This is a genomic window from Hyphomonas atlantica corrig., assembly GCF_017795365.1.
Lineage (GTDB): Bacteria > Pseudomonadota > Alphaproteobacteria > Caulobacterales > Hyphomonadaceae > Hyphomonas > Hyphomonas atlantica.
On sequence record NZ_CP051254.1, the window covers coordinates 394,344 to 414,460 of the forward strand.

The 20,117-nt window shown below is 57.3% G+C and carries 24 protein-coding genes; 7 read left to right on the forward strand and 17 right to left on the reverse strand.

The window, feature by feature from the left end:
• Nucleotides 1-25 precede the first annotated feature (25 nt).
• Nucleotides 26-1,573, forward strand: a complete 1,548-nt coding sequence (locus tag HF931_RS01905; RefSeq protein ID WP_035554358.1) for a GNAT family N-acetyltransferase — start codon at nucleotides 26-28, stop codon at nucleotides 1,571-1,573.
• Here the strand turns inward: HF931_RS01905 and HF931_RS01910 are convergent.
• Both HF931_RS01910 and HF931_RS01915 read right to left on the reverse strand, forming a co-directional pair.
• Nucleotides 1,570-2,259, reverse strand: a complete 690-nt coding sequence (locus tag HF931_RS01910; protein WP_035554355.1) for an SOS response-associated peptidase — start codon at nucleotides 2,257-2,259, stop codon at nucleotides 1,570-1,572. The genes HF931_RS01905 and HF931_RS01910 overlap by 4 nt on opposite strands.
• Nucleotides 2,260-2,261: 2 nt before the next feature.
• A complete protein-coding gene (locus HF931_RS01915; protein ID WP_273013170.1) occupies nucleotides 2,262-3,164 on the reverse strand; it encodes a GNAT family N-acetyltransferase in 903 nt (300 codons plus the stop codon).
• A gap of 241 nt (nucleotides 3,165-3,405) precedes the next feature.
• Here HF931_RS01915 and HF931_RS01920 point away from each other — a divergent pair, with 241 nt between their 5' ends.
• The 3 genes from HF931_RS01920 to zapE all read left to right on the forward strand — a co-directional run bounded on the left by HF931_RS01920 (nucleotide 3,406) and on the right by zapE (nucleotide 5,824).
• Complete coding sequence (locus HF931_RS01920; protein WP_035554354.1) at nucleotides 3,406-3,840, forward strand: response regulator; 435 nt, start codon at nucleotides 3,406-3,408, stop codon at nucleotides 3,838-3,840.
• 100 nt (nucleotides 3,841-3,940) lie between these two features.
• Entirely contained in the window at nucleotides 3,941-4,546 is a 606-nt protein-coding gene (locus tag HF931_RS01925) for a rhomboid family intramembrane serine protease (protein ID WP_035554352.1), read from the forward strand.
• Between the two features lie 150 nt (nucleotides 4,547-4,696).
• On the forward strand, nucleotides 4,697-5,824 hold the full coding sequence (gene zapE, locus HF931_RS01930) for a cell division protein ZapE (protein ID WP_273241656.1): 1,128 nt from the start codon (nucleotides 4,697-4,699) through the stop codon (nucleotides 5,822-5,824).
• 76 nt (nucleotides 5,825-5,900) lie between these two features.
• Here zapE and HF931_RS01935 read toward each other — a convergent pair whose 3' ends face one another.
• The 4 genes from HF931_RS01935 to gntA all read right to left on the reverse strand — a co-directional run bounded on the left by HF931_RS01935 (nucleotide 5,901) and on the right by gntA (nucleotide 9,586).
• The gene (locus HF931_RS01935; protein WP_273241657.1) at nucleotides 5,901-7,616 is read right to left on the reverse strand and encodes a putative bifunctional diguanylate cyclase/phosphodiesterase; all 1,716 of its coding nucleotides are present in this window, start codon (nucleotides 7,614-7,616) and stop codon (nucleotides 5,901-5,903) included.
• 136 nt (nucleotides 7,617-7,752) lie between these two features.
• A complete protein-coding gene (locus HF931_RS01940) occupies nucleotides 7,753-8,301 on the reverse strand; it encodes a DUF421 domain-containing protein (RefSeq protein ID WP_206741210.1) in 549 nt (182 codons plus the stop codon).
• Nucleotides 8,301-8,894 (reverse strand): urea carboxylase-associated family protein, encoded by a 594-nt coding sequence (locus tag HF931_RS01945; RefSeq protein WP_273241658.1) that lies wholly within the window; start codon nucleotides 8,892-8,894, stop codon nucleotides 8,301-8,303. The genes HF931_RS01940 and HF931_RS01945 overlap by 1 nt, the downstream gene beginning before the upstream one ends.
• Nucleotides 8,891-9,586, reverse strand: coding sequence for a guanitoxin biosynthesis heme-dependent pre-guanitoxin N-hydroxylase GntA (gene gntA / locus HF931_RS01950; protein ID WP_273241659.1), 696 nt, complete (start codon nucleotides 9,584-9,586; stop codon nucleotides 8,891-8,893). Before gntA ends, HF931_RS01945 begins: the two co-directional genes overlap by 4 nt.
• Before the next feature lie 282 nt (nucleotides 9,587-9,868).
• Here gntA and rpoH point away from each other — a divergent pair, with 282 nt between their 5' ends.
• Nucleotides 9,869-10,783 carry an RNA polymerase sigma factor RpoH gene (rpoH, locus tag HF931_RS01955; RefSeq protein ID WP_035554343.1) on the forward strand — a complete coding sequence of 305 codons (915 nt, stop codon included), beginning with the start codon at nucleotides 9,869-9,871 and terminating at the stop codon, nucleotides 10,781-10,783.
• A 9-nt stretch (nucleotides 10,784-10,792) separates the two neighbouring features.
• Here the strand turns inward: rpoH and HF931_RS01960 are convergent, their stop codons facing one another.
• Nucleotides 10,793-11,392, reverse strand: coding sequence for a hypothetical protein (locus HF931_RS01960; protein ID WP_273241660.1), 600 nt, complete (start codon nucleotides 11,390-11,392; stop codon nucleotides 10,793-10,795).
• A 242-nt stretch (nucleotides 11,393-11,634) separates the two neighbouring features.
• Between HF931_RS01960 and HF931_RS01965 the strand changes: the two genes are divergently transcribed.
• Nucleotides 11,635-12,447: a TrmH family RNA methyltransferase gene (locus HF931_RS01965; RefSeq protein WP_273241662.1), complete on the forward strand. Its 813-nt coding sequence runs from the start codon at nucleotides 11,635-11,637 to the stop codon at nucleotides 12,445-12,447.
• On the opposite strand, the gene HF931_RS01970 is transcribed toward HF931_RS01965, so the two are convergent.
• Genes HF931_RS01970 through cysG form a run of 6 tightly spaced genes read right to left on the reverse strand, consistent with a single transcriptional unit; the run spans nucleotide 12,444 to nucleotide 17,663 of the window.
• Nucleotides 12,444-13,187, reverse strand: coding sequence for a phosphoadenylyl-sulfate reductase (locus tag HF931_RS01970; protein WP_273241663.1), 744 nt, complete (start codon nucleotides 13,185-13,187; stop codon nucleotides 12,444-12,446). The genes HF931_RS01965 and HF931_RS01970 overlap by 4 nt on opposite strands.
• A gap of 5 nt (nucleotides 13,188-13,192) precedes the next feature.
• Nucleotides 13,193-13,681, reverse strand: a complete 489-nt coding sequence (locus HF931_RS01975; RefSeq protein ID WP_273013155.1) for a DUF934 domain-containing protein — start codon at nucleotides 13,679-13,681, stop codon at nucleotides 13,193-13,195.
• Nucleotides 13,668-15,326, reverse strand: coding sequence for a nitrite/sulfite reductase (locus HF931_RS01980; protein WP_273241664.1), 1,659 nt, complete (start codon nucleotides 15,324-15,326; stop codon nucleotides 13,668-13,670). Before HF931_RS01980 ends, HF931_RS01975 begins: the two co-directional genes overlap by 14 nt.
• Nucleotides 15,326-15,955 carry a glutathione S-transferase family protein gene (locus tag HF931_RS01985; RefSeq protein ID WP_155841950.1) on the reverse strand — a complete coding sequence of 210 codons (630 nt, stop codon included), beginning with the start codon at nucleotides 15,953-15,955 and terminating at the stop codon, nucleotides 15,326-15,328. The genes HF931_RS01980 and HF931_RS01985 overlap by 1 nt, the downstream gene beginning before the upstream one ends.
• Nucleotides 15,955-16,260 (reverse strand): DUF2849 domain-containing protein, encoded by a 306-nt coding sequence (locus HF931_RS01990; protein ID WP_273013150.1) that lies wholly within the window; start codon nucleotides 16,258-16,260, stop codon nucleotides 15,955-15,957. Before HF931_RS01990 ends, HF931_RS01985 begins: the two co-directional genes overlap by 1 nt.
• A complete protein-coding gene (cysG, locus tag HF931_RS01995) occupies nucleotides 16,257-17,663 on the reverse strand; it encodes a siroheme synthase CysG (protein ID WP_035554562.1) in 1,407 nt (468 codons plus the stop codon). The genes HF931_RS01990 and cysG overlap by 4 nt, the downstream gene beginning before the upstream one ends.
• A 107-nt stretch (nucleotides 17,664-17,770) precedes the next feature.
• Here cysG and gcvA point away from each other — a divergent pair, with 107 nt between their 5' ends.
• Entirely contained in the window at nucleotides 17,771-18,703 is a 933-nt protein-coding gene (gene gcvA / locus HF931_RS02000; protein WP_273241665.1) for a transcriptional regulator GcvA, read from the forward strand.
• Here gcvA and HF931_RS02005 read toward each other — a convergent pair.
• The 4 genes from HF931_RS02005 to HF931_RS02020 form a co-directional block, all read right to left on the reverse strand.
• Nucleotides 18,700-19,149: a YcgN family cysteine cluster protein gene (locus HF931_RS02005; protein ID WP_273241666.1), complete on the reverse strand. Its 450-nt coding sequence runs from the start codon at nucleotides 19,147-19,149 to the stop codon at nucleotides 18,700-18,702. The genes gcvA and HF931_RS02005 overlap by 4 nt on opposite strands.
• A complete protein-coding gene (locus HF931_RS02010) occupies nucleotides 19,146-19,421 on the reverse strand; it encodes a GNAT family N-acetyltransferase (protein ID WP_273241668.1) in 276 nt (91 codons plus the stop codon). Before HF931_RS02010 ends, HF931_RS02005 begins: the two co-directional genes overlap by 4 nt.
• On the reverse strand, nucleotides 19,418-19,705 hold the full coding sequence (locus tag HF931_RS02015) for a GNAT family N-acetyltransferase (protein WP_035554324.1): 288 nt from the start codon (nucleotides 19,703-19,705) through the stop codon (nucleotides 19,418-19,420). The genes HF931_RS02010 and HF931_RS02015 overlap by 4 nt, the downstream gene beginning before the upstream one ends.
• A 104-nt stretch (nucleotides 19,706-19,809) precedes the next feature.
• The gene (locus HF931_RS02020) at nucleotides 19,810-19,980 is read right to left on the reverse strand and encodes a CsbD family protein (protein ID WP_273241669.1); all 171 of its coding nucleotides are present in this window, start codon (nucleotides 19,978-19,980) and stop codon (nucleotides 19,810-19,812) included.
• Nucleotides 19,981-20,117: the final 137 nt, after the last annotated feature.

Below are 20,117 nucleotides of genomic sequence, written 5' to 3' on the forward strand. Positions count from 1 at the left end.
ATCCCTCCAGAGGCATTTCTTCGCCATGAGCAATAGCAAAGCCAAGCTGATCATCCGCAATGCGACGCCGGATGACATTCCGGGCCTGCAGGCCCTTTCCGCAAAAGTCTATGGGGAGGGCGAGGAGTATTCCCGCGACCACCTCATGGCGCAAATCAACCGTTTTCCCGACGGCCAGTTCGTAGCCGAGTATGAAGGCACGATTGTCGGCCATTGCGCGACCTTCATGATCGCCTCCGAGCACGCCTTCGGGCCACACACCTGGATGCAGATCACCGGCGGCGGCTATGCTGCGCGGCATGATCCTGAAGGGGATGTGCTCTACGGCATGGATGTGGCGGTCGACCCTAACTATCGCCGCCTGCGCATTGGCCAGCGCTTCTACAAGGCACGCCGCGAATTGTGTCAGTGGCTGGAGCTGAAAGGTATTGTCTTCGCTGGCCGCATGCCCGGCTATGCGCGCAAGGCGAAGCAGTATCCCAGACCGGAAGACTATGTGAAGGCCGTGCGGGAGTCCAAACTGCGCGATCCGGTCATCACCTTCCAGCTGAACCAGGGATACGAGCCGCTCGGCGTGTTGCGCCACTATTTGCCGGAAGACACGGATTCCATGGGACATGCCACGCACATGTTCTGGGAGAACCCGCTGGCGCAGGAGAAGATCCAGACCAATACGAGTTTTGGCGACACATCGCTGCCCGAAAGCGTCCGTATCGCGACCGTGCAATGGCAGATGCGCCGCATCACCTCCATCGACGAGTTCGAAAGCCAATTGGAATACTGGGTGGACATCGCGTCCGACTACAAGAGCGATTTCGTCGTGTTCCCGGAAATGGTGACGTTGCAATTGCTGTCGCTTGCTGAACGCCCGCTGGGGCCCATCGACGCCATCGCTCAGATATCGGAATACACGCCGCGCTTTGTTGAATTCATGGAAAAGCTGGCTGTCTCCTACAATATCAACATTATCGGCGGCACCCATCCGAGCCAGATGGAGAACGGCGAGATCCTGAATGTGGCGCATGTCTTCCTGCGCGATGGATCCGTTCACACTCAACAGAAGTTGCACCCCACCCCGTCGGAACGCCATTGGTGGAACATCCAGGGCGGACGCGGCAATTCCGTCATCCAGACAGACTGCGGCCCAATCGGCGTGATGATCTGCTATGACAGCGAGTTTCCCGAAATTGCGCGTCACCTGGTCGACCAGGGCGCGCTGATGTTGTTCGTGCCTTTCTGCACGGACGAACGCCGCGGCTATATGCGTGTACGGTATTGCTGTCAGGCGCGGGCCGTCGAGAACCAGTGCTATGTCACCATGTCGGGCGTCGTCGGCAATCTGCCAAACGTCGAGAACATGGATATTCATTATGCGGAGAGCTGCATCCTGACACCATCTGACTTCCCGTTCTCGCGCGACGGCGTGGCGGCAGACACTGCGCCAAACACCGAAACGATTGCGTTGGCAGATCTGTCGATTTCCGACCTGCTGACCGCGCGCCAGTCGGGTGCGGTGCAGAATTTGAAGGATCGACGACTCGACCTGTATCAGGTGGCCTGGAAGAAGAACTAGGCCTCTTCGATCAGTTGCGGCCCCTGATTGCGGACATTGCCGACTGCCGGATTGACCGGCCATGCGTGCATGTCCGCCGTCGGGAATGGTTCGTAGAGATGCTCGACCTTGCGATTGTCCGCGTCCAGCCATGTCCGATAGTCTGACGGATGCAGGATCACCGGCATTCGCGTGTGCAGCCCTGCCATGAGGTCATTTGGCTTTGTCGTCAGGATTGTGAATGTATCGATCTCCGATCCGTCGATCATGGCCCGGTCCCACAATCCGGCAAAACAGAACCAGCGACGATTGCGCAGCCCGATTGCATAAGGTTGTTTCTTACCTTTTGGCCCCGTCCATTCGTAAAAGCCGCTCGCCGGAATCAGGCAGCGATGATGCCGGAACGGGCCACGAAATGTGTTGGAAGCTTCCAACCCTTCGCTGCGCGCATTGAAGGTGGAAAATTTCTTTTCACTGAGTGGTTTCTTCCACCAGCTGGGTACAAGCCCCCACATGGCTGGTGCCATCTGGATCGCATGGCGGGGAACATCCTCCCCTTCCGGGGCCATGCGTATGATGGGGGCATATTGTGTGGGCGCGATATTGTAGGCCGGCTCTGGCGGCTGAATGCCATTTGGATGGATCAGGTTCAGCGCGTTGTGGTATTCCTCCCACGAAACCCCATGACGGAAAAAGCGACCACACACGGCTAAGGCCGGAACACAGCAGTGTTGTCGCGCCCGAGATCGTAGGCAACATGGTGTTTCAGTTTCTCGGTCAACTCGTTCACGTCGCCCTGTAATTGATCCGGCTGAATCATCTGGCCGAATGTCATCCGTACATTGGCGCCGCGCTTGTTCAGCAATTCGTGGAACAGGGTTATGTCACGCAATTCGCCATTCAGCTCGCTGAATAAGTAGAACAGCCAGGAATTCCACGCATCGAGATTGAGCGGCAGGATCGGTGCGTTCTGCTTGCGGGCGAGCCCGACCACGGTGGAAAACCACTCCTTCTCGACGAGTCGGCCATCCTCCTTCTTCGCCAGACGGCCTGACGGAAAGATCACCACACACTTCTCCTCGGAGAATGCTTGCCCCGCCCGCTTCAGGGTCTCGCGTGTCTTGGCCGGGGTGCGCTTTTCCGCGACCCACTCCACCGGGATGATGACATCCTGGAAGCGCGGATTGACCCGGATGGCATCTGCATTTGCGAAGAAGATGATGTCCTGACGGATCTGTTTGAGCAAATCCCACACGGCCACCCCATCGGCCAGACCGGTTGGATGATTGGCCGCGATAATGACACGCCCGGATTCAGGCAGACGCTCCAGCCCCTCAATGTCGAGCGAGAAATCGAGCTGCGCTGACAGATGATCGAATGAGTCCCGACCATTGAGCTGCATGATCGTATCCGCCATCTCGCGCGCGCGACTGTACCCCAGCATCTTGTAAAGCACGGGGCGGACAAGCGGCCAGCTCCAGCTTGAGCGGAGTTGCGGGCAGCGCTCCTCGATCAACGTATCAACGATATGCTGGTCATTATTTTTTTCTGCGTCCAGAAACGCAGACGCCCGCAAGGCGGGTGTTTTCGCTGTCAGGCTCTCGTCACTCATGGTGTCACGGCCACTCCAATCTCCCTTTAGATACATAGGGGTTCGGGCGATTCCCTGAAAGCGTGAAACGCATGAGACGGAGGCGGGAAGCTTACCGCTCAACTACCGCACTCTGTTGAAAAATAAACACTTCGGAAAGTTTCGCTTTACCAAGACGTAAGAGCCACGTGCCATTGTGAACGCAACAGGGGGGTTGGCTTAAGCCTTTCCTTCGCGGGCAAATTAATCGGGATACGAGTAGATGAAAGTTCTTTGGGTTGAAGATCACGAGCCAGTTCGAGACATGCTGGCAATTGCTGCGGACAAGGCAGCTCGTTCTCGTGTCCAGATCGACCTCGTCATGGCGCCAACCCTGATGCTCGCAGAGTCCCGCCTTCGCCTTGAACGCTTTGATCTTGTCGTGCTTGACCTTGGCCTGCCAGACTCCTTCGACCCTGACATGACGATCGCTCGTGTGGCCAATATGGGCAAATACCGGATCGCTGTCGTGTCCTCCATGGATGTGCGTGACCAGGCCGTCGAGTCCGCGCTTCGCTGCGGCGCAAACATCCATCCCGAGGCGATCTTCAAGGCCAACCTGCCCTTCAACCGTTTCATCCAGCGCCCGGATGCCTTCGAAGACTTCCTGATGGACCTGATGCCAGCCGCCGAGACCGCCGCCGTCCGCGCCGCCTAAATCTGTCGGGCGCTTGCGAAGCGCCCCTTCCCCTTGCTAAGCCGCTTGGACACGTCCGGGCGGCTTTTTGCTGGCGGCATAACAGGAGAGCAGCCAGACGATGATGGAATTCCCGGTAACGATTAGCCTGATCGTGGCAAATGTGCTGGTCAGCCTGATCGGCCTCTCAAATCGCGACTTCTTCACTGACAACAGCTTCTGGATCGCCCCGATCCGGGACGGGCGGCAATGGTGGCGGTTCGTGACGTCAGCCTTTCTGCACGTGAACCTGACTCACCTGCTGATCAACATGTACGTTCTGTGGGAATTTGGCCGCGTGCTGGAGCGCAGCCTCGGCGCGACGACATTCCTGATCATCTATGGGGGCTCGCTGCTTGGCGGAAACTTGTGGGAGTATTTCGACAAGAAGGACCAGCCGGACTATCGCGCCGTTGGAGCGTCGGGCGCGACGTCTGGCGTCATCCTGTCGTTCAGCGTGCTCGCCCCTTTCGCATTGCTCGGCCTGTTCTTCATCATTCCGATGTGGGCAATCGTGGCCGCCGCCTTGTTCATCTCCGTCAGTTTCTTCCTGTCCCGCCGTCCGAACACGATGATTGCGCACGGCGCGCATTTGGGCGGCGCGCTGGCCGGGGCTGCACTGACTTTCCTGCTGGTTCCGGGATCCTGGTCTCGCCTGATCACACAAGTGGCAGAAAGACTGGGCTAACCACCCAGCGGCCAGCACGGTGACGCACTGCCATACTCTCTCAGCGGAACGCATTTCCAATAATCGAGTTGACTGTATAAGTTTCACCAGCAGCCTGAAGCCGTCTGGACGGTGCCGGGCAAGTTTCCACTCCTGCATGGGCGTCTCTGAATGGGCTATGTGATTGAGCGCTACGAGGCGCGGATCAGTGACGGACAATTGATGCCGGACCCGGTGCAGGCCGAAGCCGCCGCTGTGCTGGATGATCTTGCCCATCGACTGGCGAACCGGAAGACCGGTGGGTGGTTTTCAAAGGCGGAGACCGTAACGGGCCTGTACATGTGGGGCGGCGTAGGGCGCGGCAAATCCATGCTGATGGATCTGTTCTTCGAGCATGCACCGGTCGAAGCCCGCCGCCGGGTTCACTTCCATGAGTTCATGGCCGAAGTTCATGACCGGCTGGATGCATGGCGCAAGCTTTCCGAAGATGAACGCAAGCGGTCCGAGTGGCGTGTGAAGGGAGCTGGCGACGACCCGATCGCGCCAGTGGCGAAACAGATCGCCTCCGAGGCGAACCTGCTCTGTTTCGATGAGTTCCAGGTAACCCAGATTGCTGACGCCATGGTGCTTGCCCGGTTGTTCGAGGCCCTCTTCGAGCGCCATGTCACCGTCGTTGCAACATCAAACCGTCACCCCAACGATCTCTACAAGGATGGCATCAACCGTCCCCTCTTCCTGCCCTTCATTGAGCACCTGAAGGCCAATTGCGACGTGATGGAACTGGCCTCCGAACGAGACTATCGACTGGACCGCCTGATTGAGGCGCCGGTCTGGTACGCGCCTCTGGGCGGAGAATCCGAGAGGGCTCTGGATCAGGCCTGGGACCGGCTGACCCTGGGCGCTGAGCCGCAGCATTGTGTGCTGACGGTCAAGGGCCGCAAATTGGAGGTCCACCGCGAAGCTGCCGGCGTTGCGCGGTTCACGTTCGAGGAGCTTTGCGCCCGTCCGCTTGGGTCGCGGGACTATCTTGCCATTGCTGCAAATTTCAACACCGTCATTCTATCCGGCATTCCGACGCTCGGACCAGAAAACCGCAATGAGGCAGCCCGGTTCGTGTCGCTCATTGATGCGTTTTACGAGGCGAAGGTCAAACTCGTGGCCAGCGCCGCCGCTGAACCGGAAGAACTCTACCCCGAAGGCGACGGCAGCTTTGAATTCGAACGCACCGTCAGCCGACTTCATGAAATGCGATCAACGGATTACCTGGCCGAAGAACGAATTGAGATCGAGGCGGAATAGAACCAGCGGAGAGCTGGATACCTCGCCTTTCAACGCCCCATATATGATGCCCGTTGAAACGGATGGCTGAAGCCTGTCAGGACGCCTGTGTAATCACCGATGGCGACGTCAATTCCTTGCACAATACGGCACGACCAATCAGAAACCCCTGAACCAGATCGCATTTGCGTGCGGCCAACTGCTCAAGCTGCCAACTTGTCTCGACGCCTTCGGCGCAGCTGATCAGATTCATTTCCCGGCACATCTTCAGGCTGCCTGTCAGGACCTTCGGCAGGACACCGGAATCACTCTTCTTGCCTAGCAGGCTCTTGTCGAGCTTCACTTTCTTGAACGGCAATTCTTCCAGCAAGGAAAGAGACGAGTATCCCGTGCCAAAATCATCCAGAGCCAATGACACACCGGCATCGACAATCTTTCCGAGCACCTGCTTGCTGGTATCGATATTCCGGAAAAGGACGTTCTCGGTAATTTCAAGTTCAATGCGGGACGGCTCGACCTTGTGACGTCGTAGCGCGTTGAGGAAGAGGTCCGAGAACTCCAGTGAGGTGAGCTGCGAGGGCGACACGTTGAAGGACAGGAAGCTCCGGCCATCGGGCAGCCACCGTAAAGCCTGATTCAGCATCGACCAGAAGAAGCTGTCAATCAGCCCGAGACGCTCCACCGGAGGCATGAACTGCTTCGGTGACGGTTGCCGCTTCAAGCCACTATTTGGCCAGCGTGCCAGGACTTCGTATCCGGCCACGGAATGGGACCGGAGATCAAGGATGGGCTGGACCGCCGGCTGGAAGCGGTTGTCCTTCACGGCGCTGATGATTGTTTTGTCAAACTCCTGCGCGTCCATGTCTGACAAATCCATACGCCTGTCGAAGACAGCGATCCCACCCCCTTCAGACTTTATACGGATCATTGCCTTGTCGGCGGCATACATCAGATTGACTTCATCAACAGCGTCATCGGGATAGGACGCAAGGCCAATTGAGGCACCGACCGAGACCAGCCCCAGATCGGTCTCGATAGGAGAAACAATTGCACTCTGCGCTCGCGCTGCAATCTCGGAGGCATCGGCATCACATATAACAAATGCAAACTCGTCTCCGCCCAGGCGGCAGGCCAGTCGGCACCCCTCAGCCTCGGACAGCCTCCGCGCCAGCTCTTTCAGCACATGATCGCCAACTGCGTGGCCATACCGGTCGTTCAGTGGCTTGAAACGGTCCAGATCGACCAACGCGCAGGTGAAAGGCTGTTGTGCATGGATCAGTGCCTCGACTTCACGAATGAAGGCACGACGGTTCAGGATGCGGGTCAGAGGATCCGTATCGGCCAGTTGGCGAACCGTTTGCTCGGCGCGTTCGCGCTCTACTATCTCTGCCTTGAGATCAGAGAGCATGTTGGCATGTATTTCGGTGAGCGCATGAAAGACGCCCAACGCATTCAGGCACCCTGCATATACACCGTCATCATGCACGAGGATCAACCCGTTCGTCAGGAGATCTGACTTGTCTCGAATACTGCTGAAAACCGATGCCGTGTCATCGTTGAGTTCCAGGACAAGCGGGTTTCGGTCCAGAATCGCGGCCAACCCCCTCTTCTGATTCAGTGCGTACCCGTAGGGATTGGATATGATGCGCTGAAACGCCTGAAGGGAAACAAACCCGTTCGGTCGACCGCGCCGGTCAACAACCGGACACAGCGTGGCCTCAGGATTACTAACGAAAAAAGCTGACAGCGCACCAAAGCTGTCATCCACCGACAAAGGCGGAAAATGCTTCCAGGACGTGGAGCGAAACTTCATAACAAACCCATTTGCCCCACCCAAGGCACTCTGGGTATCGTACTAACAGGACATTCTGAAAACTTGGTAACCAACAATGTTTACAGCAGGTTACAACGCATTGTTTTATGTGAATTTATTGTGACAGACACCGCACTCAGCGCGTGTCCGACGTTGGCACCCCGACAACCGATCTGCGCAGGACATCTGCAGAGACCTTCCCGGCGTCACGAGCAATAACGCTGAATGATGCGTCGGTTTCAAGCACAACCGTTTCGGCTTGCTCCACTTGCGTTAATCCATGTTCTCTCAGGGCAGAGAGTATCTCGGATCGGGTAAGTCGCTCGTCGAGAATATTGTCGTCCAGATAATTGCCCCGATACACCAGAAGCCGTGGGCTGGATTTGACCAGCTTTTCGACACCGATTGAGCGCGCGATCATGAAAGTTAACGCCCATTGTATGGTGAGCAAAGTCGCGATGGCCAGCAATGCTTCAAATACTGTCACCGAGTTACTGGTGATACCCGCACCAGCAATAGACCCGAGCGCCACGGTGACGACCCAATCGAAATTATTCATCTGGGACGTGGACCGTTTCCCCGCCAATCGAATAAACACAATAATGGTGAAATAGATGGCGGGCGCCGCCAGAACGATCCTTACCAGGTCTTTCCAACCATCATAGAAGATTGCCGAAATATCCATCAGACCACACCCGAACCGATTTGATAGTCTATGGGCTTGTAAACAAAATTGTTGGACTCGCCGGCAGAACAGCTGGTCATGCCGATTATCAAATCCATGCAGGCTTCGAGAACGATCGATTGCCCCGCCTTGCTCAAGGGTGGCAGCACACTGATCTTTCCGGTGTCGGGGTCCATCGCCACATGCATGAAGATATTGAACGCAATGGGGATATCGTCTGGCCCAATACCGTATTCAGACAGAGCAGCTTCCAGGTTTTCCTGACATCCGCCTTGCGGATCTGCCTCATTGTAGAGCTTGCGAAATGTGTCCTTCGAACATGGCGTAAGCGTGAAGTCATGTCGCCCGACCTCGTCCTTTACGATCTTCAGCATGTCACGACTACGGTTTGAGTACAGCACGTCACCAGTGGTAAGGAACATGCGCCCGGCATAGTCCAGCGAACGCCCGGAAGAGATGACTTCCTTTCGGTCATCGAGATTGTAGGCGACCAGATCACTGACCTGCTCGCCTTCCGGATCTGTCACGGTCAGGCGCTGGCCTTTGCGGAGGATGAAGGCTACGCCGGATTTCGGGGGAATGCGCTGGATCATTTGATGGGCTCCTGGGGCGTGAATGGGCATTTCCAGTCTGGTCCGACTTCGCGACCGGAATATTGCGCGGCTTCCGATCCACTGCCGAAGTCGGCCAGCATCGGATTGACGGACCCGGCAAGAGCTTCGTCACGCGCCCGAATGATCTGTTTCATTTTCTCGAACCGGCCGTCCTGGCGAAGCCGCTCAAACTGCTCATGCGAGTTGAAGACGAGGGTTGGATACCGAAATCGTCGCGCGGGCCGCGAAGCATTCGGGTGCAGGCCTATCACAAAGAAGGCCTCTCCAAGCAACCCCATGGAAAAATGCGCAGACTGAGGGTCCCTGTCGGCGTTCTCCGCCCATCCCCTGCCATCCACCACATCAAGGTTATGCAGGGATTGGAGACGGTTCCACAACGCGTGCTCGAATTCATCTTCCAGCAAATCGTTTGGCCCGGTGAATATCGCGACAAACGACTGAACGACCGGGGAGTCGAAATCGAGCTGGTCGATGAATGTCTCCAGCGCCAGTCGCAACTTGATATCACCGGCTGCGGAGTCGATCTCCCCGAACTCCGCAATCATCAATTGATCCCGGACCATGGCGGACTTCGCGCCAATACAAGGAAACTCGTCAGACTTCACGAATTTCCGAAACGCCTCGGTCGGCGTGACAGTCGCTTCCTGTCTATCCTTGAATGTGGTATTCATGGGTGTGTTCCTGAGTTGTTATTGCTCAAAGAACCTTTCGGATTGCGATGCGGTTCCCCAATTTTGAGTGGAAGATTGCAGACAACAATTCGAGAGACAGCCCGCCACCAAAAAAGCCTTCAAATTCCGGGAAGGCCTTCTTATTTATGTTAATCCGCGATGACATTCATGCGGACAATACGGGACGACGCCGCTGCAAAGCAGGGCTAAACACCCAATACACCTGAATGCCGGAACGATCGCCGCGACGCGGGGTTGGTCTGCAAAGGAGGAGATTTGACTATGGCAAACAAGATTGCCGCCAGTACGAGCATGACCCTCAGCCCTGAACAGGGCCTGAGCCGCTACCTCACGGAAATCCGCAAATTTCCGATGCTTGAGAAGAACGAGGAATTCATGCTTGCGCGTCAATGGCGTGAGCAGGAAGACACGCAAGCAGCCGAAAAGATGGTGACCTCTCACCTGCGCCTCGTCGCGAAGATCGCGATGGGCTATCGCGGATATGGCCTGCCGATGGCCGAAGTTATCTCCGAAGGGAATGTCGGCCTGATGCAGGCCGTGAAGAAATTCGACCCTGATAAGGGGTTCCGCCTTGCAACATACGCCATGTGGTGGATCCGTGCCGCGATCCAGGAATACATTTTGCGTAGCTGGAGTCTGGTAAAACTGGGCACAACTGCCGCACAGAAGAAACTATTCTTCAACCTGCGTCGCCTGAAAGGCGAGATGCAGGCGCTTGACGAGGGCGACCTGAAGCCGGAACAGGCCAAGCTGATCGCCGAGAAGCTGAACGTGACCGAGAATGAGGTCTACTCGATGAACGGGCGGATGTCCGGTTCAGATGCGTCCCTGAACGTGCCGATGGGCACGGATGGCGATATGGAATGGCAGGATTGGCTGGCTGACGATGATCAGGGCCAGGCTGAAGAGTTCGCAGACAAACAGGAATTCAATGCACGGATGGAATTGCTAACGTCCGCCATGGAAGACCTGAATGAGCGCGAACGCCACATTCTAACCGAGCGTCGTCTTTCGGAAGAGCCGAAAACACTTGAGGAATTGTCGGAAGTTTACAACGTATCCCGCGAACGTATTCGTCAGATCGAGGTGCGTGCGTTTGAGAAGTTGCAGAAGGCCATGAAACGCATGGCGAAAGAACAGGGGCTGGCATCAGCGTCTGCGGCCGGCACAGCATAAACTGCCCTGCTAGTGATCTGCGGAAGCTGACTTTACGCCCTCTAAACGAGCGGACTCGGCTGCCGCATCGGTTCCGGAGGACAGGTGCGCAGGCCAGAACATCGTTGCTTTTACTGATTTGTAGCCCTGCTTTTCCGGCGTCCAGATTGTAACCAAACAGGCGGTCTCCTTTTCGGGGACCGCTTTTTTCTGGTCTCTTGGTGACCAGCTTACAGCCGTCTCACATACATAGTCCGACGGGTTCGTCTCCTCTCCCGCATGCAATGTATGAGGGCACATGGTTGGATGAGGCCGCGAGCCGATGAACGACCGCGGTCTATGAGGATGGCAGACAGGATCGGACACGGCAAATGTCATCTCTGCCGTATTCAGCCGCACGAACCTGTCGGCATCCGATGCCGGCAATTGATCCAGGAGAACGGGGCGCTCTCCACTTATGGCCCAATTCACCAATTGCGCGTTCTGATCGCCCTGGCGACGCACCACCTCCTTGTAATCTCCGTAACGCTGCAACTGCCGCCCCGCAGTAATCGTCAGGAATGCCATCGCCAGCACAATCAATGTGAGCGCAAAACGATGCTCCCACAGCACGATCAACGACTTCATCATCACACTCATCCCTGCCCCCATCCCAGCCGGCAGAATCGAATAACAGCCCGTCTTCTATCTATTTATGATTGCGCTCTCAATAGCGGAGATTGAATTTTTTCTCCTGCTTGGGGAATTTCTTGCTCTGAAGCACCTACGGCAGGAAGGCGACATGCCGGTTAGCATTTTGACAAGCAGTCAATCCTCCCGCACATCGCCCCAAAACCCTCCAGTCTTCTCCCTGTCCAAGGCCCGTCTGAAACATGCCCCCCATCCCAATCGATCATGAAGGCGACCCTAGACTTGCAGCGTACACATCAATCCGGGAAAAGGATCTGACCTCAGGTCACGGCGCACGCTTCATTATAGAAGGCAAAGTGACACTCGAAACTGCGGTACGACGGGGCCGGTTCGCGCTGGAAAGCATCTTCATTACCGATAGCCGTATCGAGCCACTGGCGGAACTATTGGCGCGGGTTCCAGCAGACGTGCCGGTTTATACGGCGCCTCAGAGTGTGATGGACAAGGTGACTGGCTTCCCGATGCATCGCGGCGTGCTGGCCTGTGGGCTGAAAGGGGAAATTCCGGACCCGGCCGCGTTTTTGGAGAGCGGCGTGTCGGCAGCCTCGACTCTCCTGCTGCTGTCGGACCTGTCAAACCATGACAATATTGGCGCCTGCTTTCGCAACGCTACTGCTTTTGGCGCTTCTGCCGTGCTGATGGACGCGCAATGCTGCGACCCGCTCTATCGCAAGGCCATCCGCGTTTCGTCCGGCAGCACACTCTGGCTGCCCTATGCCCAAGGCGGGACGGGCCTGGACATGGTGAACGCGGCGAAAGCGGCGGGCTATGAAGTCTGGGCGATGACGCCCCGCACGGACGCGGCATCGCTCACCTCCCTGCCCGTTCCGGCAAGGCTTGCGATCCTGCTAGGCGCAGAAGGCCCCGGCCTGCCAGACGAAGTGATCGCAGCCTGCCGGGCGGTGCGTATCCCGATGTCAGAAGGCTTTGACAGTGTGAACGTGGCGACCGCCGGAGCGATCGCTTTGTCACATGTGTTCACTGCAGCCGTCTAGAAAACCCGCGGGCGCTCTGTCTTGTCGACATGGAGGCCACATTCGGTCTTTTCCTGACCAGCCCAGCGTCCAGCGCGGGGATCGTCAGGATTGTCAGACGGCTTCGTGCACGGCCAGCAGCCGATGGACGGATAGCCCTGCGCCACCAACGGATGACGCGGCAAGTTGCGCTGCTTGATGAGCAGCTCAACATCTTCAGGCGTCCAGTTTGCCAGCGGGTTCACCTTGTAGCGACCATTTGCAAACTCGAAGACCGGCATGCTCATCCGGGCGCCGCCGTGGAAGCGTTTGCGGCCGGTGATCCATGCATCAAAGCCTTCCAGAGCAGGCTCCAGCGGGCGAACCTTGCGCAGGGCGCAGCACGCATCAGGATCAGTCTTCCAGAGCATGCCTTTCGGATCGAGCACCTTGCGCTCTGTCTCGCTCGGCGGAATTTCGCGCACGCCCGTAAGGCCCAGCTTTTCGATCAGCTCGTCCTTGTAGTCCAGCGTTTGCGGGAAATGCATACCTGTCTCAAGAAAGATGATCGGCAGATCCGGCTTCACTTCAGCGATCAGCGCCAGCATGGCCACGCTTTCCGCGCCAAAGCTGGACACATAGGTCAAGCCATCGCGCCATTCACGGATCATGGCAACGCGCAAGATCGTCTGCGCGGACGCATCCCGCAGCTCGGCATTCAAGCGCGCGAGCCGGGCGTCCGACGTCTCGTTCTTGCGGGTCAGGCTGTCGCCATAAGGCATAAGGGTCAGCTTTCGTGTCTCTTCCGGTAGACCGGCGTCCGCTCACCCGCTGCGGGCTGGTAGACCTCGGAATACTCATTCAATGCGTTCAGCACTTCATGTAGGTCAGCGCGGTCGGTCTCGTAAGCATCAAAGCCTGAACGGTTCATATAGAATATCTGATCCCGCAGGACGTGGCCGACGGCGCGCAGCTCTCCAGTATATCCGAAGCGACGGCGTAGTAGCTGCGCCTGCGAGTATCCACGCCCGTCGGTATATTTAGGAAAACTGATCTCGATCAGCTGGAGACGCTCCAGATGCTCCTCCAACTCATGAGGATCATCGCCCGGCTCCAGACGCACGCCGATATCGGTATTTCGTGCAAGCAGCACGTCCGTCTCGCTGCGAAAACGTGCCAGCGAAACTGTAATACATCCGCCAGGGGACAGCTCTCCCTCATCGGGCACATAAGCCCAGATATCGTCGATCTCCGTGCCGTTTTTAATCAGCGGCATAAAGCGCCTCCTTGAAGGGATCATGGCCGAGGCGGGCCAACGTCTCGATAAACAATTCGCTCTTGTCGGAGCGCAGGTCGCGATAGGTATCCACGACGCGTTTCAGCGCGTTCGGAACATCATCGGCTTTCAGGCCCGGCCCGGCAATCGAGCCGATCGCGGCCTTCTCATCGGCGCGGCCGCCGAAGGTGATCTGATAGAATTCCTCACCTTTCTTATCGACGCCCAGAATGCCGATATGGCCGATATGGTGGTGACCACAAGCGTTGATACAGCCGGAAATATTGATGTGCAGGCGGCCAATATCCTCCTGATAATCAGGATCAGCGAAGACTTGCTGGACAGCCTGACCAACCGGAATGGACCGGGCATTGGCAAGGTTGCAATAGTCGAGGCCGGGGCAGACGATCATGTCCGTAATCAGGCTCTCATTGGCGGTGTGAAGGCCAGCCGCTTTCAGCTCGCGGTACACATCCGGCAGGTCATCCAGCGCCACATGCGGAAGGACGAGGTTCTGGGCGTGACTAACGCGAATATCATCATACGCATAGGTCTCAGCCAGATGCGCGACCGTCATCATCTGCGCATCCGTCGCGTCCCCGGCAAGACCGCCGACCGGCTTCAGGCTCACCGTAACAGACGCGTAACCATCGGTTTTGTGCGGATGCAAGTTCACGCGCGCCCAGCGCGCAAACTCCGGATTTTCGGCCTTGAGCGCCTCGAATGCATCAGACGTTGCAGGTTTTTCAGCCAGGGCCGGAGGCGCGAAATAGGCGTGAATCCGATCAATCTCCGCCTGCGGAAGATCGATTTTCTCCTGCGGGCGTTGCGCCGCATACTCTTCTTCCACCAGGCGGCGGAACTCGCCTTCACCCAGCTCACTCACCAGGATCTTGATGCGCGCCTTGTACTTGTTGTCCCGGCGACCGAAGCGGTTGTACACGCGCATGATTGCTTCGAGATAGTCGAGCAGTTCGGCTTCAGGCACGAATTCGTTCACGAGCGTCGCCAGATGTGGCGTACGCCCCTGCCCGCCACCGACATGCACTTCAAACCCGACAACGTCGCCGCGTTTGCGAATGTGCAGGCCAATATCGTGCACGCGGATCGCGGCCCGGTCATGCTCGGCGGCCGTGACCGCAATCTTGAATTTCCGTGGCAGGAAAGCGAATTCCGGATGAAATGTGCTCCATTGGCGGATGATCTCGCACCACGGACGTGGGTCCATCAACTCATCTTTTGTCGCTCCCGCAAAATGGTCAGACGTCACGTTGCGGATGCAATTCCCCGAGGTCTGAATTGCGTGCATCTCTACTTCCGCGAGCTTCGCCAGCACATCGGGAATATCTTTCAGGGCAACCCAGTTGAACTGAATGTTTTGACGGGTCGTGAAGTGGCCATAACCACGGTCATAGTCCCGCGCGACAACTGCGAGCTGGCGCAGCTGACGACCGCTCAACTGGCCATAGGGAATGGCAACACGCAGCATATAGGCATGTAGCTGGAGATACACTCCATTCTGCAAGCGCAGCGGTTTGAATTCATCTTCGAGCAGCGTTCCAGCCAGGCGGCGTTCCACCTGCCCCCGGAATTGCGCGACACGCTCGGACACGATCCGAGCATCAAATTCATCATAACGATACATTACGCAGCCTCTTTTGCATGCGGGATATTAAGCGCCGCTTCTGTGCGGCTGACCCATCGTTCGACGGAGGGAAATTCACTCAGGTCAAAGCCGCCTTCATGCGCGACGCGCGTATAGGCGACCAGCGCGATATCTGCGAGTGTCATCGCATCACCGACCAACCAGTCCGTATAAGTCAGTTGCAGCTCCATCACTCCGAGGGCGCGTCGCCCTCTGGCCATGAGCTGCGGATCGATCTGGTCCTCAGGTGTCTTGAGATAGTGTTTCTGGAATCGTCGCACGGCAATCGCTGTCTCATGCGAATACTGCTCCCAGAACAGCCAGCTCATCATCTGTGCTTTCTTGAATGAGTCCGCAGGTACCAACTCGCTGCCAGCGTCTTCGGCGAGGTAAAGCATGATGGAGTTGGACTGCGGCAAAGCGCGGCCATCCGGCCAGCGCGCCAATGGCACCTGACCGGCCGGGTTCACAGACAAAAAGTCTTCCGTGCGCGTACCGCCTTGAAGAATGTCTACCTCAACCCAGTCATAAGCAATGCCCAGCAAGTCGGCCGTCCATTTCGGCTTCATGCAATTGCCGGAGATGGAGTCTCCGTAAAGGGTCAAACGCGTAATCTCGCGATTTGGCATCAGCCAGCGTCCCCGTATGCAACGGTCGGCCCGGTCGCACGAATGGTCTCGCGCAACGTTTCCCGGCCTGTAATACCACCGGTTTCCGTGACTTCCATGAAGTAAGGGTCGGTAACCTGCCCTTCCTGGCCTTGCGCATCAGCAAGGCGGGCTTCGGCCTCCTCACCTGTGAACGCTCCGATCTGGGCTGGATCCTTGGTCCAGCCCCCATCGGCGGTCATCCAGACATTTTCACCTGTGGCCGTTTCCCAAGCGGTTACTGCCTTCGGTGTCTCTGGCTTAAGTTTCGGGCGGACGGATGTCATGCGAAAGTCTCCTGCTGGACCGGATTAGCCTGAGCGATTGTGCCGCTGGCGAATGGCAAACCTGCCACTTTGCCAATGATCAGCAGGGCCGGCCCCTTGATGCCGTTATCTGTGATGAGGTCCGGCAATTCCGCCAGAATTCCAAAAACCTGAATCTCATCGCGTCGCGTGCCATTCTCGATGACAGCAACAGGCGTGTCAGGCGCGCGCCCGGCTTCGATCAGCTTGTCTGTGATCGCGGCGGCTGTACCAACGCCCATGAAGACTGTCACGGTCTGGTTCGGTTTGGCGAGAGATTCCCAGTCGAGGTCTGGCACACCGCCAGACTTTGCGTGTCCGGTCACGAAGGTCAGGCTCTGCGCATGATCGCGATGGGTAAGCGGCACGCCCGCCTGCGCTGCGCAGCCAAGCGCAGACGAAATGCCTGGCACGACAAACGCCTCAACACCCGCGGCCAGGACAGCTTCCATTTCCTCGCCGCCGCGACCGAAAATGAATGGATCACCGCCTTTGAGGCGAACGACACGCTTGCCATCACGCGCAGAGCGGATCAGCATCTCGTGAATTTCTTCTTGGGGTACGGAGTGATCGCCCTTGCTCTTGCCAACCGGCACACGGTCCGCATCCCGGCGGATCAGAGTAAGAATCTCGTCACTCACCAGCCGGTCAAAGTAGACGATATCGGCCTCCTGAAGCAGGCGTAGCGCTTTCAATGTCAGCAATTCCGGATCACCCGGACCGGCCCCGACCAAATGCACCACGCCCTGTGCGCGACGACCATTGAGTGCGTCTCGCATAGCCTGCTCAGCAGCCTCAATTTCTCCCGCATAGGCAAGCTCAGCGGCCTTGCCATTCAGCACAGATTCCCAGAACTGCCGGCGCTCGCCAGCATTGGGCAATCTCTCCTTCACTTCGTCTCGCATCCGACCCGCCAGTTCAGCCAGATCACCGATCCGTGCCGGCAGCAGGCCTTCGAGCTTGGCGCGCACTGATTTTGCGAGCACAGGAGCAGATCCACCGGAAGCAACAGCCGCGACAATCTCACCCCGGTCCAGAATGGACGGAACGGTAAAATCGCACAATTCAGGGCGGTCGACGACGTTCAGAGGCACCCCATATTGGCGCGCCCATGTGATCGATCGTTCTGTATTTTCGTCGATGCGGCAGGCGACAATCGCAAAGCGGGCAATATCCAGTGCCGGGCCAGCCTCGCTCTGAGGCGCGATCGTGATACGCCCCGCAAATTCCTCGGCGAAACCTGGATCGATATCTTTGCCAATAATTACAGTGATTTGCGCTGGCGTCTTTGCGAGCAGGCGCACCTTGCGGCGCGCTTCTTCTCCGCCGCCAAACACGACGACGCGCGCGTCATCCATGTTGAAGAAAGCCGGGAACTGGCGCATGCGGGCGGACCTCATTTAGGTTAGCTGATCAGTCGAATGTCAAAATGGCTCTTGACGCGGCGGACGCAACCATGAACCCCTACAGCGATCCTTTAGAGAAACTATCCATGTCAGATCCAACCGACCGACTGCCTCCCCTGAATGCGCTGAGAGCCTTTGAAGCTGCCGCGCGGCGCCTGTCTTTCACGCAGGCTGCCGAGGAACTGAATGTCACGCCCGGCGCCATTTCACAACAGATAAGGCAGTTGGAGGAATACGCCGGAACGCCACTGTTCAAACGAACCGGCCGTTCAGTTTTGCTGACAGATGCCGCTCAGGCAAGCCTGCCCCTTGTGCGCGACGCATTTGAGAGAATTTCTGAAGCTGGCCGCATCATGCAGGCGCCTGCGCGAAAAGGCCGGGTCATGGTTTCCTCGGCACCTTCCTTCGCCGCCAAATGGCTGGCCCCGCGTCTTGATGGGTTTCACCGGGACCATGAAGACGTGGAAGCCTGGATCAGCGCAGATATGGGGCTGACTGATTTCACCACTGCCGATGCCGATTTTGCCATTCGCTACGGTCGCGGAAATTATGACGGGCTGAAATCAGAAAAACTGATGGACGAGACGGTCCTGCCAGTTTGCTCCCCCGCCCTGCTGGACGGCCCTGACGCCATCCGCAAGCCGTCCGATTTGCGCCATCACACGCTGATCCATGATGAAAGCAACGAAAATGATCCCTCCTGCCCGGATTGGGCAAGTTGGCTGCGCGCGCGCAATGTAACAGACGTGGATGGAAGTCGAGGGCCGCGCTTCAATCAGGCAATCCTTGTGATCGAAGCCGCAGCCGCCGGGCGCGGGGTCGCGCTCGCAAAACGCGCCATCGCCGCGGCAGACCTTGCTTCAGGGCGCCTGGTTGCACCGTTTGCGGACGGCTCGCACCTGATCGATTTCGGCTATTGGATTGTATACCCGAAAGGGCGTCACCTGACCCCGGATGTGCGCAATTTCATCAAATGGCTCAAAGCGGAAGCGACGAACAGCGAAGTTGTGGGCGTCTAGGGCTCATTGCCTTCCCAGTCGACAATCCAGTCTTCAGTGTCTTCTTCGAAAACCGTGTCTTCGGAAATCGTGCGCCCCCGGATGGAATGACCTTCAGCGTGGATGCGCTCGCGATCCCCGCAGACCAGATGGTGCCACTCCGGCAAATCCCTGCCTTCATGAATAAGCCGGTAGGCGCACGTCTGCGGCATCCAGCGGATCTCCTCGACCTTTTGCGGGGTCAGGATCACGCAGTCTTCGACGATTTTCTTCCGGTTCTGATAGTCCGCGCACCGGCAAGTCTCACCATCAAAAAGGCGACAGTGCAGACGGGTATACGCTATCTCACCGGTGTCTTCGTCTTCCAGTTTCAATAAGCAGCACTTTCCGCAGCCATCGCAGAGGGACTCCCACTCTTCCGACGACATTTCGGCGAGGGTTTTTGTCTGCCAGAAAGGCTGCGTCATACGCGGAGCGCTGCCCATTCGGGCGTTTTCTCGATCAAGGCGGTGGCAAACCAGCAGGATGATGAAACCGTTTCACCCGCCGCAATGATATCTTCCATCGCAGCCGTCACCAGACGCTTGCCAAGTCCTTTGCCACCCAATTCGCCGGGCACGATCGTATGCGTGATATGTCGATGACCTGTGCGCGGACGCTCATAGGTCAGATAGGCTTCCAGCCCGTCCTCGTAGTGGCTGTAGCGCATATGGTTCTCGTCGTGGGTAATCACACTCATGCAAGAATGTCCTGCCATTCAGGGTGTTTCTGAATTTGAGCCTTCGCGAAGGGGCAGAGTGGAATGATCTTGATTCCATCGCGCCGGGCATCCTCAACCGCTTGTTTGACCAATGCCACCCCGACACCAAGCCCACCCAACTCTCTTGGGACGCCGGTATGATCAATAATGATCCGCTCTGTGCCTGCTCTGGAATAGGTCATTTCGGCCTCATGACCGTTCACGACGGCAACATAACGTCCTCCGGACTTTCCGTCCTCTCGCGTGATCTTGATCTCGGTCATCCCGTTCACCTTCTGCTTTGACCCCTATGTGGCGTGCACATAGCCGGTACGCAAGGAAAAGCCGCCCCTCTCGGAGCGGCTTTCTCAGTTCAGGGAATGCCAGTCTATTTTGTCGTGGCATCCTTTACGTCGCCTGCGGTGTCGCGGACTTCGCCTTCGGCTTTGTCCATTTTACCTTCGGCCTGCATTTTCTTGTTATCTGTCATCTCGCCGACAGTTTCCTTGATTTCGCCTTCGGCTTTCTTTGCGGCGCCTTTGACATGCTCCTTGTCCATTTCAATCTCCTTCGTGGGTTGTGTTCGGCCGCGTCAGTGCGGTCATCCAATCAACGCACGTGAAGGCAGAGCGATCCGATTAAATCCTCTACAGGTTGCACGACGCGCGCGAGGTCTGTTCAAACGCCCCCTGCCCG

Bases quoted from the DNA above. Each gene is read 5' to 3' on its own strand.
- HF931_RS01905 (WP_035554358.1), top strand. From the start codon at position 26: ATGAGCAATAGCAAAGCCAAGCTGATCATCCGCAATGCGACGCCGGAT.
- HF931_RS01915 (WP_273013170.1), bottom strand. From the start codon at position 3,164: ATGAGTGACGAGAGCCTGACAGCGAAAACACCCGCCTTGCGGGCGTCT.
- HF931_RS01920 (WP_035554354.1), top strand. From the start codon at position 3,406: ATGAAAGTTCTTTGGGTTGAAGATCACGAGCCAGTTCGAGACATGCTG.
- HF931_RS01925 (WP_035554352.1), top strand. From the start codon at position 3,941: ATGATGGAATTCCCGGTAACGATTAGCCTGATCGTGGCAAATGTGCTG.
- zapE (WP_273241656.1), top strand. From the start codon at position 4,697: ATGGGCTATGTGATTGAGCGCTACGAGGCGCGGATCAGTGACGGACAA.
- HF931_RS01935 (WP_273241657.1), bottom strand. From the start codon at position 7,616: ATGAAGTTTCGCTCCACGTCCTGGAAGCATTTTCCGCCTTTGTCGGTG.
- HF931_RS01940 (WP_206741210.1), bottom strand. From the start codon at position 8,301: ATGGATATTTCGGCAATCTTCTATGATGGTTGGAAAGACCTGGTAAGG.
- HF931_RS01945 (WP_273241658.1), bottom strand. From the start codon at position 8,894: ATGATCCAGCGCATTCCCCCGAAATCCGGCGTAGCCTTCATCCTCCGC.
- gntA (WP_273241659.1), bottom strand. From the start codon at position 9,586: ATGAATACCACATTCAAGGATAGACAGGAAGCGACTGTCACGCCGACC.
- rpoH (WP_035554343.1), top strand. From the start codon at position 9,869: ATGGCAAACAAGATTGCCGCCAGTACGAGCATGACCCTCAGCCCTGAA.
- HF931_RS01960 (WP_273241660.1), bottom strand. From the start codon at position 11,392: ATGATGAAGTCGTTGATCGTGCTGTGGGAGCATCGTTTTGCGCTCACA.
- HF931_RS01965 (WP_273241662.1), top strand. From the start codon at position 11,635: ATGCCCCCCATCCCAATCGATCATGAAGGCGACCCTAGACTTGCAGCG.
- HF931_RS01970 (WP_273241663.1), bottom strand. From the start codon at position 13,187: ATGCCTTATGGCGACAGCCTGACCCGCAAGAACGAGACGTCGGACGCC.
- HF931_RS01975 (WP_273013155.1), bottom strand. From the start codon at position 13,681: ATGCCGCTGATTAAAAACGGCACGGAGATCGACGATATCTGGGCTTAT.
- HF931_RS01980 (WP_273241664.1), bottom strand. From the start codon at position 15,326: ATGTATCGTTATGATGAATTTGATGCTCGGATCGTGTCCGAGCGTGTC.
- HF931_RS01985 (WP_155841950.1), bottom strand. From the start codon at position 15,955: ATGCCAAATCGCGAGATTACGCGTTTGACCCTTTACGGAGACTCCATC.
- HF931_RS01990 (WP_273013150.1), bottom strand. From the start codon at position 16,260: ATGACATCCGTCCGCCCGAAACTTAAGCCAGAGACACCGAAGGCAGTA.
- cysG (WP_035554562.1), bottom strand. From the start codon at position 17,663: ATGCGCCAGTTCCCGGCTTTCTTCAACATGGATGACGCGCGCGTCGTC.
- gcvA (WP_273241665.1), top strand. From the start codon at position 17,771: ATGTCAGATCCAACCGACCGACTGCCTCCCCTGAATGCGCTGAGAGCC.
- HF931_RS02005 (WP_273241666.1), bottom strand. From the start codon at position 19,149: ATGACGCAGCCTTTCTGGCAGACAAAAACCCTCGCCGAAATGTCGTCG.
- HF931_RS02010 (WP_273241668.1), bottom strand. From the start codon at position 19,421: ATGAGTGTGATTACCCACGACGAGAACCATATGCGCTACAGCCACTAC.
- HF931_RS02015 (WP_035554324.1), bottom strand. From the start codon at position 19,705: ATGACCGAGATCAAGATCACGCGAGAGGACGGAAAGTCCGGAGGACGT.
- HF931_RS02020 (WP_273241669.1), bottom strand. From the start codon at position 19,980: ATGGACAAGGAGCATGTCAAAGGCGCCGCAAAGAAAGCCGAAGGCGAA.